Annotated in this window: 11 protein-coding genes; 2 read left to right on the top strand and 9 right to left on the bottom strand. The window is 74.0% G+C overall.

Annotation, left to right across the window (positions count from 1 at the left end):
* Nucleotides 1-8 precede the first annotated feature (8 nt).
* Nucleotides 9-788: an FAD binding domain-containing protein gene (locus M1L60_RS25365; RefSeq protein WP_253240010.1), complete on the bottom strand. Its 780-nt coding sequence runs from the start codon at nt 786-788 to the stop codon at nt 9-11.
* A 93-nt stretch (nt 789-881) separates the two neighbouring features.
* On the opposite strand from M1L60_RS25365, the gene M1L60_RS25360 reads away from it, so the two are divergent.
* Both M1L60_RS25360 and M1L60_RS25355 read left to right on the top strand, forming a co-directional pair.
* Nucleotides 882-1,547, top strand: coding sequence for a GntR family transcriptional regulator (locus tag M1L60_RS25360; RefSeq protein ID WP_253240009.1), 666 nt, complete (start codon nt 882-884; stop codon nt 1,545-1,547).
* A gap of 466 nt (nt 1,548-2,013) precedes the next feature.
* The gene (locus M1L60_RS25355; RefSeq protein ID WP_253240008.1) at nt 2,014-3,363 is read left to right on the top strand and encodes a glycoside hydrolase family 6 protein; all 1,350 of its coding nucleotides are present in this window, start codon (nt 2,014-2,016) and stop codon (nt 3,361-3,363) included.
* A gap of 571 nt (nt 3,364-3,934) precedes the next feature.
* Here M1L60_RS25355 and M1L60_RS25350 read toward each other — a convergent pair.
* The 8 genes from M1L60_RS25350 to M1L60_RS25315 form a co-directional block, all read right to left on the bottom strand.
* Nucleotides 3,935-4,615 carry a DUF4097 family beta strand repeat-containing protein gene (locus M1L60_RS25350; protein ID WP_253240007.1) on the bottom strand — a complete coding sequence of 227 codons (681 nt, stop codon included), beginning with the start codon at nt 4,613-4,615 and terminating at the stop codon, nt 3,935-3,937.
* A 112-nt stretch (nt 4,616-4,727) separates the two neighbouring features.
* Entirely contained in the window at nt 4,728-10,349 is a 5,622-nt protein-coding gene (locus M1L60_RS25345; RefSeq protein ID WP_253240006.1) for a non-ribosomal peptide synthetase, read from the bottom strand.
* Nucleotides 10,346-14,869 (bottom strand): non-ribosomal peptide synthetase, encoded by a 4,524-nt coding sequence (locus tag M1L60_RS25340; RefSeq protein ID WP_253240005.1) that lies wholly within the window; start codon nt 14,867-14,869, stop codon nt 10,346-10,348. Before M1L60_RS25340 ends, M1L60_RS25345 begins: the two co-directional genes overlap by 4 nt.
* Nucleotides 14,869-15,084 carry an MbtH family protein gene (locus tag M1L60_RS25335; RefSeq protein WP_253240004.1) on the bottom strand — a complete coding sequence of 72 codons (216 nt, stop codon included), beginning with the start codon at nt 15,082-15,084 and terminating at the stop codon, nt 14,869-14,871. The genes M1L60_RS25340 and M1L60_RS25335 overlap by 1 nt, the downstream gene beginning before the upstream one ends.
* A gap of 19 nt (nt 15,085-15,103) precedes the next feature.
* Nucleotides 15,104-15,871, bottom strand: coding sequence for a thioesterase II family protein (locus M1L60_RS25330; RefSeq protein ID WP_253240003.1), 768 nt, complete (start codon nt 15,869-15,871; stop codon nt 15,104-15,106).
* A gap of 2 nt (nt 15,872-15,873) precedes the next feature.
* Nucleotides 15,874-16,854 (bottom strand): TauD/TfdA family dioxygenase, encoded by a 981-nt coding sequence (locus M1L60_RS25325; protein WP_253240002.1) that lies wholly within the window; start codon nt 16,852-16,854, stop codon nt 15,874-15,876.
* Nucleotides 16,855-16,927: 73 nt separating this feature from the next.
* Complete coding sequence (locus tag M1L60_RS25320; RefSeq protein WP_253240001.1) at nt 16,928-18,196, bottom strand: MFS transporter; 1,269 nt, start codon at nt 18,194-18,196, stop codon at nt 16,928-16,930.
* Nucleotides 18,193-19,161 (bottom strand): ornithine carbamoyltransferase, encoded by a 969-nt coding sequence (locus M1L60_RS25315; RefSeq protein WP_253240000.1) that lies wholly within the window; start codon nt 19,159-19,161, stop codon nt 18,193-18,195. Before M1L60_RS25315 ends, M1L60_RS25320 begins: the two co-directional genes overlap by 4 nt.
* Nucleotides 19,162-19,179: the final 18 nt, after the last annotated feature.

Genomic DNA, 19,179 nt, shown 5'->3' with positions numbered 1-19,179 from the left:
TCGTTCCTTCAACAGCCGAGCAGCGCTCGCCGCAGGTGGACAGGAAAGACGCGCTTGCGGTACCAGGCCGAGGCGTACGCGTCGTCGGCGGGCGACAACTCGGTCAGGCCGTCCTGGGCCGCGGCGTGCACGGTGGCCTCGTTCAGCGGCCGGCCGATGAGCGCCTCCTCGACGGCGTGGGCCCGGAGGACGTGGTCGCCGACCCCGCCGAGAGCGACCCGCGCCCCGGTGACGATCCCGCCCGACTCGACGACGGTGGCCGCGACCGTGACCAGGGACGCGGAGTTGAAACGGCGACGGGCCGCCTTGACGTACTTGAAGATGCCGGGCTCCGGCCGCTCGAACGTGACGGCGGTGACGAGCGCGGGTTGCCGCAGCGGCAGCTCGGCCGGCTCGTCGTGACCGGCCAGCGTGGCCCGGGCATCCAGCGCGACCAGGGCGACGGCCAGGTCCCCGTGCGGTTGCCGGACGAACAGGTTGCCACCGACCGTGGCCAGCGTGCGCACCGGCACCGAGGCGATCGAGCGGACGACCGGGTTGAGCAGGGCGAGCCGCGCGTCGTGCTCGATCTGGGCCAATGTGGTGGTGGCGCCGAGGGTCACTGTGGACCCGGCGACGGTGATGCCGGCCAGACCGGTGCGGCGCAGGCTCACCAGGGCGGTCGGCGGTGATCCGTAGTCGTTGAGCGCCGGCATCAGAGCGGTGCCGCCGCCGAGGATGGTGGCTCCCGAAGCGATCAGACCCACAGCCGCGGGCACGTCCTCGGGGACATGAACCTCAGTCAACATGCGAGATCCTTTTATCGATATCGATAATTCAACGTAACGGGAGGTCACTAAGCTGGTCAATGTCCGGGTGGCGATGAGGTACGGGAGCATACGGTGAACCTGTCGAGGCCGACGCTGAGCGAAGGCATCCGGGACGGCCTGGTCGAGATGATCGTGTCGGGCCGGATCAAGACCGGCGAACGGCTGATCGAGACGAGGATCGCGGCCGACTTCGGTACGAGCCAGGCCCCCGTACGGGAAGCCCTGCGCGAACTCGAAGGGCTGGGCCTGGTCGAGAGCCGGCCGCGACGCGGGCGGCACGTGCTGCCGTTCGTCGAGCAGACGCTGCGCGAGGCGTACGTGGTCCGGGCCGCCCTGGAAGAGACGGCGACCCGGCTGGCCATGCTGAATCACAAGCTGCCGCTGGAGGACATGCGCGAGGACGTCGCCGACATGCGCCGGTCGGCCGCGGGCGAGGACGTGCGGGCGATGGGCCTGGCCAGCACCCGGTTCCACCGCCGGGTCGTGCTGGCCGCCGGCAACTTCCTGCTCGAACGGGCGTGGGAGGCGCTGCAGATCGAGGCCCGCACCGCGATCACGCTGATGGTGGCCGAACCCGACCTCGGCCACGTGGCCGACGAGCACGCCGACCTGCTGGCCGTGCTCGAGGCGGGCGACGTCGAGGCGGCCTGCCTGCACACACGGTCGCACCAGTGGGCGTACGCCGATCTGCCCCACGACATGCACGGCGCGGCCCGGACGGTGCGGTTCCTGCCCTGATGCCCGGTTCGGGGCTCTGACCAGCACCGATAGTGAAGACATTCTCATCCGGTTCTCATGGCCGGGTCACAGTTGCCGGGCACGCTGATCCCCGTGCGAGTTCTGGACGTTCACCAAGGTCGACGACACGTACGTCGCCCTGGGCGCGGCCACCCTGCTCCTGCGCGACGCGGCCGAGCGGGCCATGCGGCTGGTCGTCCTGGGCGCCCCCATAGCCGCCCGCCCCTGATCGAGCCGGGCCACGGGTCACCCGACCCTGAGTGAGCGAGCCGGGCCGGGGGTCGCCCGGCGCGAGCACTCACCCCGGCCGCAGCGCCCTGCCGGTCCATCGACGAGTCGAGCCGGGCGCCGATCCGGGGCACCGGCCGGCCCTGATCGATCACGGTCTCTTGGTTGCTGCCGCTGAACTGCTGGGTTACCGTTCGGGAGCGCTCCCAAACCGACCTCCCCCTCGGAAGGAAGCACCTTGTCCCCAACTGCTCTCCGGCGCTCCCTGCTGGCCGCGTCGGCCGTGCTCGTCACGGCCGGCGTCGCGCTCGCCGCCGGCACCGCCTCGGCCGGAACGCTCTCCGGCACCCTCTACCGTGACCCCGACACCGCAGTCGCCCGCTGGGTGGCCGCCAACCCAGGTGATTCCCGTACGGCGATGATCAGCTCGCGGATCGCCAGTCAGCCCGCCACCCGCTGGTTGTCGAACTTCAATGTGAGCACCGTGCAGTCCGAGGTCTCCGGCTACGTCGGCGCGGCCGTTTCGGCCGGGCAGGTGCCGGCCCTGACCCTGTACGGCATCCCCAACCGGGACTGCGGCGGCGCCAGCGCGGGTGGCGCCCCCGACCTGGCCACCTATCAGACCTGGGTCGGCAACATCGCCCGCGGGCTGGGCGGCCGCACCACGCTGATCCTGCTCGAACCCGACTCGATCGCCCTGCAGACCTGCCTCAGCGCGGGTGAGATCACCGCCCGCGACCAGGCGCTGGCCACCGCGACCCGCACCCTCAAGGCGGCCGGGGCCAAGGTCTATCTGGACGGTGGCCACTCGGCCTGGAACGCCGCCGCCGAACAGGCCCGCCGCCTGGCCAACGCGGGTGTGGCCGACGGCGACGGCTTCTACACCAACGCCTCGAACTTCCAGTCCACGGCGAACGAGACCGCCTTCGGCCGTTCGGTGCTGAGCGCGCTGTCCGGCCGCGGCATCGCCGGCAAACGCCAGGTGATCGACACCAGCCGCAACGGCGGCGCGGCCGGCGACTGGTGCGGCGACGACAACACCGACCGGCGGATCGGCCGCTACCCCACGCTGGACACCGGCGACGCCAACATCGACGCCTACCTGTGGATCAAACCGCCGGGCGAGGCCGACGGCTGCGCCTACGCGGCCGGCTCGTTCCAGCCCGCGCTGGCCGCCAGCCTGGCCACCAACGCCCCGAACCCGCCGACCACCACGCCCCCGACCACACCGCCCACCACCCCTCCGACAACTCCGCCCACCACTCCCCCGACGACCCCGCCCACCAACCCGCCGGCCGGGGCGTGCGGCGCGACCTACACGACGTCGAGCTCGTGGCAGGGCGGCTTCCAGGGCCAGGTCACGGTCAAGGCGGGCGGCCGCGCGATCAACGGCTGGTCCGTCTCGTGGACCCTCGCCTCGGGACAATCCGTGAACCAGGTCTGGGGCGGCACACTGACGGTGACGGGATCGACGGCCACCGTCCGCAACGCGGCCTGGAACGGCTCACTGCAACCCGGCGCCACGGCCGACTTCGGCTTCATCGCCTCCGGCTCGGCCGGCACCCCCGGCCTCACCTGTACGGCGTAGAGAGACTGCGGCCCGGCGGCCACCACGCCGCCGGGCCCAGCACCGGCGCCTCGATCCGCCCAGGCGATACCGCTGCCGGGCCAGACGGGCGTCCCGGTCGACCAAGGCGATACTGCCGCTGGGCCACACGGGCGCTGAAGTCGAGCGAGGCCGGGCCATGCGGCAGCATCTCAGTCAACCGGAGCGACGCTGCCGCCGAGAAATACGCGGACGATCCGGCCGAGCGAGGCGACGCCGCAGCCTGGCCAAGCACGGGCGCCGCGGTCGATCAGGGTGACGTCAAGTAAACCCGCGCCGCAGAGGTGCCATTTGGAACGCCGGCCACTGCGGCGTCAGCCAAAGCGGCTGGACCGGGCGGCGGACTGGCCGATGGTCTCCGAGCGGCTTGGGCTGGCGACGGCCGAAGCCGCGCCGGCCAAAGCGGCTGAACCGGGGCGGCGGGACGGGCTGATGATCGCCGAGGGGTTCGGGCCGGCCCCACACACAAAGCAGCGTCGGCCGGACGCGGCCCCGGGCCGGGTCGGGGGAACCCGGCCCGGGAGGTGCGTCCGGCCGACGGTGGTGGTCGTGATCAGGCGGCCTGGATCTTGATGTCGCCGCCGCCCGACTTGACCGTCACCTTGCGGGCCGACGAGTCGCTGGTCTTGACCGAGACGTCGCTGGGGCCGCCGCCGCTGTCCGCGTTCACCGCGTACGGCCCGCCCGGCAGCTTGATCGCGGCGCCGCCGCCGGAGGTGTCGACGGCGACCGAGTCCGGCTCGGCGGCCAGGCTGGCCTCGACCGCGCCGCCGCTCGACTTGACCGTCAGGTTCTTGGCCGACAGCTTGTCGACGTTCACCTTGCCGCCGCCCGAGTCGATGTCGACCGGGGCCGCCACGCCGGACACGTCGACCGCGCCGCCGCCGCTGGACAGCTTCGCGGCCAGCGTCGCCGGCATCTCGATCTTGTAGTCGACGTTGCAGACGCCGTCGACGTTGCACCGGTCGGACTGCAGCAGCAGCTCGCCGCTGCTCACACTGTGCCGGCTCACCGGCTTCTTGTCGCGGTACTGCAGCGTCTCGGTGACCTTGATCGGGCCGCTGCCGGTGACGATCTCGATGTCGCCGCCGTGCCCGTCGACCCGCAGGGCGGTGACCGACTCGGCGATCTCGTAGGACGAGGACTCGCTCTTCTCGCCGCCGCCGCTCGTGCCGCACCCGGCCAGCGCGGCCGCGACGATCGCAGCCAGGCCCGCCCCGCGTACCCAGCTCATCGATCCGTCCACTTTCAGCATCTCCCGCGGCCCTTTCCCGTTGACGACCAGAAGCTCAACTCGCCCTGGCACCTGCAAAAAATACTATGCACGTGCCTGATACGTCAATCCGTCAATGGCTTCCCGACTGTCCGATCAGGTCCGCGGACGCGACCGGCGAACCGGCCGCAGCGGCGATGAGCTGCTCCGGAGCACCGGTCAGGGCGGTCAGCACAGCCACCATCTCATCGAGGATCGCCTCTGCCTGGTCGGCGCCGAACAGATCCGGGCGGTAACCCAGGCGCAGGTTCAGCACGCGGCCCGGCACCACCGCCATCCGCAGCGGATAGTGCGTGGCGTCGTCGTTGTCCACGCCGGAGAGCCGCAACCCGGTGCCCAGCGTCTCGAAGGCCGCCGGGTCGAGCGGATAGTTCGTGAACACGGTCGTGGTGTCGAACAGGGCCGCCCCACCACCGGCCCGCCGGACGTCGGTCAGCCGCAGGTGATGATGGCCCAGCAGGGTCGCCTGCTCGTCCCGGACCCGCCGCAGCAGGTCGCCCACGGTGTCGCCGGCCAGCAGCCGCACGCGCACCGGCAACGTGTTGGCCAGCAGGCCGACCATCCGCTCGATGCCCGGGATCTCCGGCGGCCGGCCCGAGAACGTCGTGCCGAACACCACGTCCGTCGTGCCCGTCCGCCGGCCCAGCACGACCGCCCAGGCCGCCTGGATGACGGTGCCGACCGTGACCTCCCGGGCCCGGGCCGCCGCTTCGAGCCGGGCCGCGAACTCGGCCGACATGTCACGGCGCAACTGCCGCTGGGGCTGCGGGTCCTCGTCGGCCCCGGCCGGCGCGACCAGGCTCGGGGTCGCCCCGGCCAGCGCCTCCCGCCAGGCCTGATCGGCCGCGGCCGGGTCCTGCCCCCGCAGCCAGCTCAGATAATCGCGGTACGGGACCACGGCCGGCAACGCGCCGCCGGCGTACCGGACGAACACCTCCTGCAGCACCACCGGCACCGACCAGCCGTCCCAGAGCAGGTGGTGGCTGGTGAGCAGCAGCCGATGCCGGGCCCGACCGAGCCGCAGCAGCCGCCAGCGCAGCAGCGGCGCCGCGGTCAGGTCGAAGGGCTCGGCCCGTTCGGCGGCCGCGACGCTGTCCGCCTGCTCGGCCCGGCCGGTCAGGTCGTCGAGCCGCCACGGCAGACCGACCTCGGCCCGCACCACCTGGACGGGCTCGTCGAGCCCCTCGTGGTGGAACGCGACCCGCAGGTTGTCGTGCCGGTCGAGCACCTCCTGGGCCGCCCGGCGCAGCCGCTCGGGATCGAGGTCGCCGTCCAGGTCGAGCCGGATCTGCGCGGTGTAGACGTCGACCTCGTCGACCAGGGCGTGGAACAGCAGTCCCTCCTGGGGCGGGGCCAGCGGCAGCACGTCGGTCAGATCCGGGTACGCCGTCTCGAGCTGCTCCACGTCGTCCGGGCCCAGGGTGACGAGCGGGAAGTCGCTCGGCGTGAACCCGCCCACGGCCACCGCGGCCAGGGTGTGAAGCTCGGCCGTGAACCGATCGGCCAGGTCGCGTACGTCGGTCTCGGTCAGCAGTTCGCCCGCCCACGACCACATCGCGCGCAGCCGGGACCCGTCGAGCCCGTCGTGGCTCAAGGCGTTCAGGGTGACGGCGTGGGCCAGCGGCAGACCCGGGTCGGCCCCGCCGCTCAGGACTGGTCCGCCGCCGAACCGGCCGAGGTAGTTGAAGGCGAACGGCGCCACGGCGTCGACCGCGGCCGCCCGCAGCTGCTCCTTGACCCCCTTGACCAAGCGGACCGGATCCCCGGCCGGGTGCAGGCGGAACGCCCGCATCCGGGTGAACCAGCCCACCGTCTCGGAGAGGTCGAGGTCGGTGCCGTCGCGGCCGTGGCCCTCGACGTCGACCAGCACGCCGTCCCCGATCTCGGGACGCCACCGGGCGACCGCCGCCGCGAACGCGGCCAGCAGCACGTCGTCGGCCCCGGCGTGGAACGCCGCCGGCAACCGGGTCAGGACGGCCTCGGTCACCTCAGCCGGGATCTCCACGGTCAGCTCGCGCCGGGTCGCGACGGTGTCCACCGAGCGGTCCAGCGCCCGGTCACCAGGTCCCGCACCGGCCGCCTCGACCGAAACCGGCGGGGCGACCGCGGTCAGCTCGGCCCAGCGGCGGAACGACACCGGGACCGGCCCGAGGTCCCCGCCCGCCCAGGCCGTCTCCAGATCAGCCAGCAGGATGCGCCAGGAGACCCCGTCGACCACCAGGTGGTGAGCCATCAGCAGCAGCCGGCCCGGCTCCCCCGGTCCCGCGTCGAACCAGACGGCCTGCACCATCACGCCGCGGTCCGGGTCGAGCCGTCCGCGGGCGGCCTCGATCTGGGCGGCCACCGGCTCGGACGCGGCGACCCGGGTCACCAGGTCCGTGACGTCCAGCTCGGAGGGTGGTGGCACGGTGAGGCGCCACCCGTCGGTGCGGTCCAGCCGCGCCCGCAGCATGTCGTGCCGGGTCATCAGCGCCCGCACGGCGGCCCGGACGCGGTCCAGGTCGCCCGGCGCCACGGGCACGACGATGTGCTGGTCGAAGCCCGCGATCGGGCCCCCGAGGACGGCGAACCGGTGCATCAGCGGGGTCAGCGGCACGTCACCCCACCCGGCCTCCGGCGCCTCGGCCGGGGCGCCGGGGGCGACGGCCACGGCGGCCAGCGCCCGGACCGTACGCTGGGCGAACACGTCGCGGGCGGTGAACACCAGCCCGGCCGTGCGGGCCCTCGAGACCAGGCGCAGCGTCATGATGCTGTCGCCGCCGAGGTCGAAGAACGAGTCGTCGGCGCCGGCCCGTTCGATCCCCAGCACCTCGGCGAAGACCTCGGCCAGGGCGGCCTGCGGGGGCGACATCGGCCCGACCGGCTCGGCCGAGGCCGGCAGTTCCGGCGCGGGCAGGGCCCGGCGGTCCACCTTGCCGTTGGTCGTCATCGGCAGCGCGGGCACCACCACGACCACGGCGGGCACCATGTACTCGGGCAGTCCGGTGGCCAGCGCCGCCAGCAGCCGCGGGCCGTCCAGCGTGGTTCCCTCGACCGGGGAGGCGTACGCGACCAGGCGCTTGTCGCCCGGGCGGTCCTCGCGGGCCAGTACGGCGGCCTGGCCCACCCCGGGCAGCCGGTTGAGCGCGGCCTCGATCTCGCCCAGCTCGACCCGGAAGCCCCGCAGCTTGACCTGCAGGTCGGCCCGGCCCAGATAGTCGAGCACGCCGTCGGCCCGCCAGCGCACCAGGTCGCCGGTGCGGTACATCCGCTCGCCGGGCGCGAACGGGCACGCCACGAACCGTTCCGAGGTCAGACCGGGACGACCGGTGTAGCCCCGGGCCAGGCCGGCCCCGGCCACGTAGAGTTCACCGGCGACGCCGGGCGGAACCGGGCGCAGCGCGGCGTCGAGCACGTAGACCCGCGTGTTGTCGGTCGGGCCGCCGATCGGTGGCGCCGCCGGCATGTCGGCCCCGCCGGACATCACGAAGGTGGTCGAGAAGGTGGTCGTCTCGGTCGGGCCGTACCCGTTGACCAGATGCAGCGAGGGGCAGGCGGCCAGCACCCGGCGCACCGCGACCGCCGAGGCGGCGTCGCCGCCGGTGCTGACCTCGCGCAGCCCGGCGAAGCAGCCCGGCCGCACCTCGGCCAGCACGTTGAACAGCGCGGTGGCGAAGAACGCCGTGGTCACGCCGTGCCGGGCCACGGCCCGCTCGACCACGTCGGCGTCGACCGGGCCGGGCGGGGCGACCACGATGGTCGCCCCGGCCAGCAGCGGGATCCAGATCTCGTAGACCGACACGTCGAACGCGTACGAGGAGTGCATGAGTATCCGGTCCCCGTCCGGGTTCCACCGGGTGTCCAGGGCGAACTCGACCACGTCGCGGTGCCGGACGGCGACGCCCTTGGGGACACCGGTCGAGCCGGAGGTGTACATGACGTAGGCGAGCTGGTCCGGGTGGGGCGAGGCGAGCCCGTACGAGCCGGGCGGCTCGCTGTCGTCGGTCACGTCCAGCACCAGGGTGTCGCCCGCGAAGGCGGCACTGCCGGCCACGTCGTCGGTCACCAGCACCGCGGCGCCGACGTCCCGCAGCACCCAGGCCATCCGGTCGGGCGGCAGCCCCTCCGAGAGCGGCACGAAGCAACCACCGGCCTTGAGCACGGCCAGGAACGCCACCGGGACGTGCGCCGACCGGGACAGTTTCAGAGCGACCGGGGTCTCGGCGCCCACCCCGGCCGCGATGAGCCAGCGGGCCAGCCGGTCGGTGCGGGCGTCGAGTTCGGCGTACGTCATGGTCAGTCCGTCGGCGACCACGGCCTCGGCCTCCGGGCGCCGGGTGACGGCCGCGGCGAACCGCGAGACCAGGGAGCCGGCGCGAGGCTCGCCCCCGGTGACGTTCCAGTCCACGAGCACCCGCTGCCGCTCGTCGGCCGAGAGCGGATCGAGGTGGTCGGCCACGGCTTCGGGCCGGTCGGCGAACGCCGCGAGCAGGCGGGCCAGGCGCTCGACGTACGCGCCGGCCTCGGCCTCGGTGTACCGGGCGGGCTGGTACATCACGCGCAGGGTCAGCCCGTCCGCGGGCAGCACGGCCAGCGACAGCGGGTAGTGCGTGGCGTCGTCGAAGCCGACCCCGGCCAGCCGGAGCCCGGTGCCGAGGGTGGCGAACGCGGCCGCGTCCAGCGGGTAGTTCTCGAAGACGGTGGTGGTGTCGAACAGCGCCCCGCCCCCGGCCAGCTGCTGGATGTCGGCCAGCCGCAGGTGGTGATGGGCGAGCAGGACGTTCTGCTCGGCCTGGACCCGGGTCAGCAGCTCGGCCACCGTCTCGCCCGGGGTGAGCCGGATCCGGACCGGGACGGTGTTGATGAACAGCCCGATCATCTGCTCGATGCCGGGCAGTTCCGGGGGCCGGCCGGAGACGGTCGCGCCGAACACCACGTCCTCGGACCCGGTGGTCCGGGCCAGCAGCAGGCCCCAGGCGGCCTGAACGACCGTGTTCACGGTGACCCCGAGCCGGCGGGCCAGGGCGCCGAGCCGTTCGACGGCCTCCGGCGGCAGCGGCTGCCGCACGTCGGCCTGCTCCCCCGCCTCGGCCCCGGCCGCGACCAGGGTCGGGCCGGGCAGGCCGGCCAGCGCGGTCCGCCAGGCGTCGGACGCCGCCCCGCGGTCCTGCTCCCGGTGCCATTCCAGGAAGCGGCGGTACGGGACCGCGGGTGGCAGCTCGGCCCCGGCGTACAGCGAGAACAGCTCGCGCAGCAGCACCGGCACCGACCAGCCGTCCCACAGCAGGTGGTGGGCGGTCAGGATGAGGCGGTAGCGGCCGGCCCCGAGCCGCAGCAGACGCCAGCGCAACAGCGGGGCGACGGCCAGGTCGAACGGCTCGGACTGTTCCTCGGCCGCGATCCGGTCGGCCTCGATGTCCCGGGCGGCCGGGTCCAGCCGGCTGAGGTCGTGCTGACGCCACGGCGCCTTGACCGCGGGCCGGATCACCTGCACCGGCTCGGCCAGCCCCTCGTGGTGGAAGGCGACCCGCAGGTTGTCGTGCCGGGCCAGCAGGGCCTGGGCGGCCCGCCGGAGGGCGCCCGCGTCGACCTCGCCGTCCAGGTCGAGCCGGAACTGCGAGCGGTACACGTCGACCTCGTCGGTCAGCGCGTGGAACAGGAGGCCTTCCTGCAACGGCGAGAGCGGCAGGATGTCCTGGATCGACGGCGTTGTCACTTCGACAGCTCCCACTCGTACTCGTCGGTGTCCGCGGTGTCGGTGCTCAGGGCGCCGAGCGCGTCGATCTGTTCCTGGCTCAGCCGCACCAAAAGGTCGGACGGGGTGAGCCCGCCGTCCTGGGTCTCGGCCAGCGCCCGCAGGGCAGCCAAGAACTCGTCCGCGAGCCCGCGCACCTCGGCCGCGGAGAGCACGCGGACCGGCCACGACCAGGTGGCGTGCAGCCGGGGGCCGTCGGCGTGGTCCCGGGTCAGCGCGTCCAGCGTCACCGCGTGGGTCAGCGGCTGGCGCGGGTCACCGCCGCCGCCGACCGCGACCGGGCTGAACTCGCCCTCGCGGTGGTCGCCGAACCGGCCCAGATAGTTGAACGCGAACTGGGGTGCGGGCCGCTCGGCCCACTGCGCGGCGTCCGGGCCGTAACGCAACCGGCCGTAACCGCCGCCCCCGTCCGGCACCGAGCGCAGTTGTTCCTTGACCGCCTTGAGCAACGCCCCGGGTTCCCCGGCGGCGTGCAGGCGCACCGGGTACACACTGGTGAACCAGCCGACCGTCTCCGACAGGTCCAGACCTTCCCCGGTACGCCCGTGGCTCTCCAGGTCGAGCAGGACTCCCGGGCCGGCGCCGTCCCCGCGCCGCTCGCGCCACCGGGTCACCGCGGCCGCGAACCCGGCCAGCAGCACCTCGTCGACCTTGGCGTGGAACGCGGCCGGCACCCGGGTCAGCAGCGCCTCGGTGACGTCGGCCGGCACCTCGACGGTCAGCTCCTGGCGGGTCGCCATCGTGTCCCGGGCCGGGTCGAGCGGCCGCCGCCCGACCGGCGGTTCCGCGGCGCCCAGGGTCTCGCGCCAGAACGGCGCCTCGTCGGCCGGCACGGTCTTGGCGGCCTCGAGGCGGGCCCAGCCCCGGAACGACGTCGGCGCCGGCGCGAGTTCGCCGCCGGACCAGGCCGTGGCCAGGTCGGCCAGCAGGATGCGCCAGGACACCCCGTCGACGACCAGGTGGTGCGCGGCCAGCAGCAGGCGGCCCGGCTCGCCCGGCCCGGCGTCGAACCACACCGCCTGCAGGGTCACGCCGGCCTCGGGGTCGAGCCGGCCGCGGGCCGCGGCGGCCTGCAGCGTGGTCACGTGGGCCAGCTCGGCCTCGTCCCAGCCGCGGATGTCCATCCGGGTCACCCAGGAGTCGCAGTCCACTTCGGACGCCGGGGGCACGGTGAGCCGCCAGCCGTCCGTGCGGTCCAGCCGCGCGCGCAGGAAGTCGTGCCGGCGCAGCAGGGTCCGGACGGCCGCGCGCACCTCGGGGACTCCGGCCGCGGGCGGGGTCCGCACCACCACGTACTGGTGGAAACCCGCGACCGGACCGCCCAGCCCGGCGAACCAGCGCATCACCGGCGTCAGCGGGACGTCGCCCAGGGCCGCACCCGGCTCCTCGCGGACGGCCGCGCCGAGGTCGCCGGCCACCGCGGCCAGGGCCCGGGGCGTGCGGTGGGTGAACACGTCGTGCACGGTCAGGGCCAGCCCGGCCGACCGGGCCCGGGACACCAGCTGCAACGCCATGATGCTGTCGCCGCCCAGGTCGAAGAACGAGTCGGCCACCCCGACCGTGGCCGCGCCCAGCACCTCGGCGAAGACCCCGGCCACGAGCGTCTCGCGGGCCGTGCCCGCTTCCCCGTCGCCGCCGCCGAACTGCGGGGCGGGCAGGGCCCGGCGGTCGACCTTGCCGTTGGTGGTCATCGGCAGTTCGGCGACCACCACGACGATCGCCGGCACCATGAAGTCGGGCAGCACGGCGCCCAGCGCGGAGCGCAATCGGGCCGGGTCGAGTGGGGCGTCCGGCAGCGGCGAGGCGTAGCCGACCAGCCGGCGGTCGCCGGGCCGGTCCTCGCGGACCAGCACGGTGGCCCGTCCCACGCCGGGCAGCCCGGTCAGCGCCGTCTCGATCTCGCCCAGCTCGATCCGGAAGCCGCGCAGCTTGACCTGGCCGTCGGCCCGGCCCAGGAAGTCGAGCACGCCGTCGGACCGCCAGCGGACCAGGTCGCCGGTGCGGTACATCCGCTCGCCGGCCGCGAACGGGCAGGCCACGAAGCGCTCGGCGGTCAGGCCCCGGCGCCCGGCGTAGCCGCGGGCCACCCCGGCCCCGGCCACGTACAGCTCACCGACCACGCCGGGCGGGACCGGGCGCAGCTCCACGTCGAGCACGTAGAGCCGGGAGCCGTCCAGGGGGCGGCCGATGGGCAGGGCGCCGGCCGGGCCGGGGCCGGACGGCCGCTGGTAGGTGGCCGCGAACGTCGTCGTCTCGGTCGGGCCGTAGCCGTTGGCCAGCACGACGTCCGGGCAAGCGGCGGCGACCCGGTTCAGCGCGGCCGGTGAGGCCACGTCACCGCCGGTCCAGGCCTCGCGCAGACCGGCGAAGCAGCCCGGCTGCTCGGCCGCCAGCAGGTTGAACAACGCGGTGGTGAAGAACCCGGCGGTGACCCCGTGCTCGGCGATCATGCGGGCCAGAACGGCCGCGTCGACCGGGCCGGGCGGGGCCACGACGACCGTGCCCCCGGTGAGCAGCGGGACCCACAGCTCGTACGTGGAGGCGTCGAACGCGGACGAGGCGTGCATCAGGACCCGGGCGTGCGCGCCCCCGGCCCAGAGCCGGTCGGCGGCGAAGGAGGCCACGTCGCGGTGCCGCACGGCCACGCCCTTGGGCTGCCCGGTCGAACCCGAGGTGTACATGACGTATGCGAGCTGGTCGGGATGCGGACCGGCGGGCAACGCGACGCCGGGCGCCTCGAGATCGGCCACCGGCAGGACGGTCGCCGCCCCGGCGAAGTCCGAGCAGGCCTCCGGGTCGTCGGTGAGCACGACGGCGGCGCCGATGTCGTCCAGGATCCAGGCCAGACGCTCGGCCGGATAACCCTCGGACAGCGGCACGTAGCAGCCGCCCGCCTTGAGCACGGCCAGAACGGCCACCACGATGTCGGCCGACCGGGGCAGCCGCAGGGCCACCGGGTCCTCGGGCCCGGCCCCGGCCGCCACCAGCCGGCGGGCGAGCCGGTCGGACCGGGCGTCGAGGTCGGCGTAGCTGAGCCGGACGCCGTCGCCGAGCACCGCCACCGCGTCCGGCGTCCGCGCGGCGATCGCGGCGAACGCGGCCGGCAACGCCGTGTCCGCGGGCGCCCCCGGGGTCGTGTTCCAGTCGGACAGCACCTGCTCGCGCTCGGACCCGGTCAGCAGCGGGACGTCGCCCACGGCCAGCTCCGGGTCGGCCAGCAGCGCGCGCAGCACGCGCAGGAACCTGTCCTGGTGGACCGCGACCTCGTCGAGGTGGTAGCGGGCCGGGTTGGCGTCGAAGTCGATGCGCAGCCCGTCGCCCTCCCCGCGGTCGTAGACGGCGACGGTCAGGTCGTCGGTCGGGCCGAGCCGCAGGTTGTGAGCGGTGGTCGGATTGCCGGCGTAGGTGAGCTCGTAGTCGAACGACATGACGTTGACATGCGGGCCCGAGGGGCCGAGCTCGTCGATCGTGTAGTCGAGGTCGCGACGCAGGTCCTCGTAGCGGTAGCGCTGGTGCTTGAGGGCCTGGCGCATCTCCTGGACGGCCCGGCGGGTCAGCGCGTCGAGCGGCTGGGCCGGGTCGACCTCGATCCGCAGCGGGGCCACGTTGGCCGCGAGGGCGGGGGTGTTGCGGGCCAGCGGGGTGGTCCGGGCGGTGACCGGCATCCCGATCGCGATCCGGTTCTCGCCGGTGATCCGGTGCAGGTAGGCCGCGGTGGCGGCGAAGGCGACGACCGACCACAGGGTCCGGGCCCGGCGGGCCGTCTCGCGCAGCAGCGCGGTGTCGGCCTCGGAGAGCCGGACGGTGCGGCGCAGCGGGGCCGCCGCGTACTCGCCGGCCGGGTGGACGGCCAGGGTCGGGGCCGGCGGCCGGTCGGCGAACCGCTCGGTCCAGTAGCGCCGGTCGGCCTCGTACGCCTCGGAACCGGCGTACGCGCGTTGCTCGTCCAGCATCGCGGCCCAGTCACCGGGCGGGGGCGGCGGCACCGGGGCCCCCGCGGCCAGGGCGGTGTAGATCTCGGCCACCCGCTGGGCGACCAGCATGCCGGTCCAGCCGTCGACCGCGATGTGGTGCACGCGCTGGTAGTAGTACCAGCGTTCGGGTCCGAGCCGGAGGAACGCGAACGTCGCCACGTCGCCGTCGACGACGACCGCGCGGTCCATGTCGGTCCGCATCCAGGCCCGCGCGGTGGCGCCCGGCGTCGGATCGGCGGTCAGGTCCATCTGCTGCAGTGGCGCGGGCGGGCCGAGGAACTGGCGCGGACCGTCGGGGGTGGGCCGGACGGCGTACAGGCGCATGGTCGGGAAGTCGCCGACCATGTGGCGCACGGCCGCGGCCATGAGCTCCGGATCCATCGGCCCGCGGATCTCGACGTACTCGCCGATGTTGTAGGTGGCCCGGGTCGGGTCGAGCTGGTGGGCGTACCAGACGCCGGTCTGGGCCGGGGTGAGCGGGCGGCCCTCGGTGCTCTCGACGTCCATCAGCCCACCCGCAGGTGCTCGCGCAGGCTCCGCGGGCGCATGTCGGCCCACTCCCGCTCGATGTGCTCGAGGCAGGCGGCCCGGGTGGTGGCGGCCAGGCCGACCGTCCACCCGGGCGGGACCGGTACACGCTCGGGCCAGAGCGAGTGCTGGTCCTCGTCGTTGACGAGGACCAGGAAGGTGCCCTCGGGATCGTCGAAAGGGTTCGTGGCCATAACGTCGGGTCTCCTGGAATCAGGCGCGCTGTCGCGGCACGAGCGAGCCGAGCCGGTCGGCCAGCAGGTGGACGAGCTGGGGCGCGGCCGTCTCGGTGTAGAAGTGGCCACCGGGCAGGACGTGGGAGTCGAACCCGGCGGTGGTGTGCGCCTTCCAGCCGAGCGCGTCGGTCTCGGTGAAGGTCGGGTCGGCGTCGCCCCCGATCGTGGTGATCGGGCAGGTCACCGGCGCGCCCGCGGTGTACCGGTAGCGCTCGACGAGCTGGAAGTCGGCCCGCAGCATGGGCAGGGTCAGCTCGCGCAGGTCCTCGTCCTCGAGCAGCGCCGCGCCGGCCCCGCCGAGGTTGCGGATGTAGGTCATGACCTGCTCGTCGGTGCGGAACTCGAGCGGGCCGGGTGGGGTCGAGGGCGGCTTGCGGGCCGAGACGAACAGCCGGCCCAGCGGCGACGGGTAGCGTGGTTCGAGCCGGCGGGCCACCTCGAAGGCGACTGTCGCGCCCATGCTGTGCCCGAAGAACGCCGTCGGGCGGTCGAGCCGGCCCGCGACGACCCGCGCGATCTGCTCGGCCAGGGTGGTCAGGTCGGCCGGCAGCGGCTCGCCGTGCCGGTCCTGGCGGCCCGGGTACTGGACGGCGACCAGCTCGACCGAGTCGGGCAGGAAGCGGGGCCAGTCCCAGAAGGCGCTGGCGCTGCCGCCCGCGTGCGGGAAGCAGAACAGCCGGGTGGTGGCGGCCGGGCGCGGGTGGTGGACCCGGAACCAACCGCCCTGCACGGTACGGGTCGTCATGGTCAGCCCACCGCCGGCGCGGCCAGGGTGGCCGCCGGGATGTGCGGCTCGGCCATCGCCACCGCGATCTTGCGCGGTCCCGTGAACGGCTCCCGGCCGTGCGCGGCCAGCATGTTGTCGACCACCAGCACGTCGCGCCGCTTCCAGTCGTAGCGCACGGTCGCCTGGCGGTAGCAGGCGCGCAGGTGGTCGAGCACGTCGTCGTCGATCCGGCCGCCGTCGCCGTAGTACGTGTTGCTGGGCAGGCCGTCCTCGCCGAACAGCTCGAGCACCCCGGCCCGGACGTCGGCCGGCAGCGTCGTGTGGTGGAAGAACGTGATGTGGTTGAACCACACCGTCTCGCCCGAGTCGGGGTGGGTGTGCACGGCGTCGCGGACGGCCCGGGTCCGCATGCCGTCGGCGCCGCGCCACTCCACCTCGAGCCGGCGCTCGGCACAGTAGGCCTCGACCGCGGCCCGGTCGTCGGTGCCGAAGATCTCGCGCCAGTTCAGGCCGAACTCCTCGTGGAAGTTGCGGACGACCGACCACCGGCGCCGGGCGAACTCGTCGCGGACGGCCGGGTCGATCAGCTCGTACACCCGGCGGATGTCGGCCAGCGGGGTGGCGCCCTGCGTCTCGGGCTCGGCCACGCAGTAGAAGTAGAGCGTGCGCGGCCACGTCGCCTGGTACGAGTTCTCGTTGTGGACGAAGATCTCCTCCTCCGGCGGGTAATCGGTGGAGGTGTAGACGTTGCCCTTGATGGAGTGCCGGGGCGACGAGCGCTCGGCGTAGGTCAGCAGGTCGCCGGAGAGGCCGCGGACGACGTTCTCGAAGTCCGCGACGCCCTCGACCGGGAAGCCCCGCAGCAGCACGGCCCCGTGCGTGCCGAGCAGGCCGCGCAGTTCGGCCCGCCGGGTGGCGAGCAGTTCGGCCAGGCCGGGGTCGGCCGGCTCGGCGTGGACCACGACCGGCAGGGCCCGCGGGTCGGAAGCGTCGATGATCATCGAGAGGTACCGCCTTAGGAATGGGTGTGCCCCGAAGTCTCGGGCGGGTGGCTATATTCCGTCGCTATCGCGGCTACCGGCCGTCCATAGCGGCGTTGGCTTCGACCAGCTCCCGGCTGCCGGCCCGGATCGCGGGGCTGAGCAGGGCGCCGATCGCGAGGACGGCCATCGCGGCGGCGACGCCGAGCACGGTGGTGGTGACGCCCAGGGCGACCAGCAGGACACCGCCGAGGGCGGCGCCGGCCGAGTTCATACCGGAGCCGATCACCGCGAACACGCTGGTGACCCGGCCCTGCAGCTCGTCCGGGGTGATCTGCACCTGATAGACGGTGGCGGCCACGTTGAGCAGGGCGCCGGCGAAGCTCATGGCGGCGAACAGCCCGCCGATCGCGACCGGGTGGTCGGTGACCGCCATCGGCGCGGTGAGCAGGCCCCACAGGGCCAGCGCACCGGCCAGCAGCCGCACCGGGCTGAGCCGCCGGATCAGCCACGAGCCGGTCATCGCGCCGAGCACCCCGCCGCCGCCGGAGAGCAGCCCGATGATGCCGACCGCGGCGGGCGAGCTGCCGCCCTCCTTGAGGATCAGCAGCATGGACAGGCTGATCACCTGGAAGAGCAGGTTGCTGGCGGCCAGCACGCCGACCGCGGTCCGCATGAACCGCTGCTTCCACACCCAGCGCACGCCCTCGGCCAGCTCGCGCCGGATGCTGCGGTCGCCCCGGGCCCGGTCGGCCTGGAAACGGCGGCGGATGAACAGCAGGGTCACCAGCGACACCGCGTGGGCCACGGCCGCGAAGGCGAACGGCCCCCACCGGATCAGGGCGATGAGCCCGCTGCCGACCGGCTGCCCGGCCAGCCCGGCCGCCTGCCCCCGGGCCTCGTTGTGCGAGAGCGCGGCGGGCAGCTGGGCGGCCGGGACGACGTGGCGCACCGCGGCCCGCTCGGAGAGCCGGTAGAGGATGCCCGCGCTGCCCTCGACGAAGGCGGCGATCATCAGGTGCCACAGCCACAGGTGACCGGCCAGCAGTGCGGCGACCACACTGAGCATGGTGACCAGGCCGATCACGTCACAGGTGATCATGATGCGGCGGCGGTCCCAGCGGTCGACCAGCACCCCGGCCGGCAGCTGCACCAGCAGGTTCGGGAGCAGGGCGGCCGCCGCGACCAGACCGGCCGCGCCCGGTGAGCCGTGCTCCCAGATCATCAGCAGCGGGTAGGCGACCGCGCTGGCCCGGGCCCCGAGCAGGGCCGCGCCCGCGCCCAGCCAGAGCAGCCGGAAGTCGCGGTTGCGGCGTAGCGGCGGCAGCGGCTCCACCGCGGGCGGATCAGTGGCGACGCTCATGCCGGCTGGCGCATCCGCAGCGGCTCGGACCCGGAGGCGACCACTCCGTGCCGGCACCATTCGAGCACTGCCATCGCGCTGTGCATCTTCATCTCGGCCTGGGTGAAGGCGATGCTGTGCGGGCCGTCGAGCACCTCGGCGCTGACCTCCTCGCCGCGGTGCGCGGGCAGGTCGTGCAGGAAGATCGCGCGGGGACTGGTCCGCCAGAGCTCGCGATCGACGGCGAAGGGCGCGAATTTCGTACGCCAATCGGGGTCGGGCTTGCTCGTGCCGGTCGTCTGCCAGCGCGAGGTGTAGATGGCGTCGAACCCGGCCGGCAGGTCGTCCATGAGGTGCCGCTCGACCACGACCGCGCCGGTCCGGGCGGCCCAGGCCTCGGCCCGGGCCCGCACGTCGGGGGTGAGCCCGTAGCCGGGCGGGGTGCGCAGCTCGAGCCGCACCCCGGCGAACCGGCTCAGCCCCAGAGCCAGGGCGGCCGCGGTGTTGTTGCCCTCGCCGACGTAGAGCACCCGCAGCCCCTCGACGTGGCCGAAGTGCCGCAGCAGCGTGCTCAGGTCGGTCAGCCCCTGGGTCGGGTGCTCGTCGGCGCTCATGGCGTTGACCACCGACATCCGGTCCTGGGTGGCCCAGCCCCGCATCTCGGCCGGGTCGTCGGCGGTCCGGGCGATCAGCATGTCGAGCATCGACGAGAACACCCGGCCCGTGTCCTCGGTGGTCTCCCCCGTGTTGAGCTGAAGGTCGTTCGGGCCGTAGGTGACGATCCGGGCGCCCAGGCGCAGGGCCCCGGCCGAGAACGCGGTGCGGGTGCGGGTCGAGGTCCGGCGGAAGTAGACGCCGGCGATCAGACCGTCGAGCGGCTGTTCGCCGTCGTGGTCGCCGTGGCTGAAGGCGACGCCCCGGCGCAGCACCGAGGCGAGGTCGGCGTCGGTGAGGTCGTCGAGCGAGATGAGATGTCGGACGGGCAAGGGTTGCTCCTAAGAAGT

The sequence above is a fragment of the Paractinoplanes aksuensis genome, from assembly GCF_024137025.1.
GTDB lineage: Bacteria > Actinomycetota > Actinomycetes > Mycobacteriales > Micromonosporaceae > Actinoplanes > Actinoplanes aksuensis.
The sequence above is the reverse complement of the archived record's forward strand: the minus strand, read 5'-3'. Positions and strand labels throughout refer to the sequence as shown.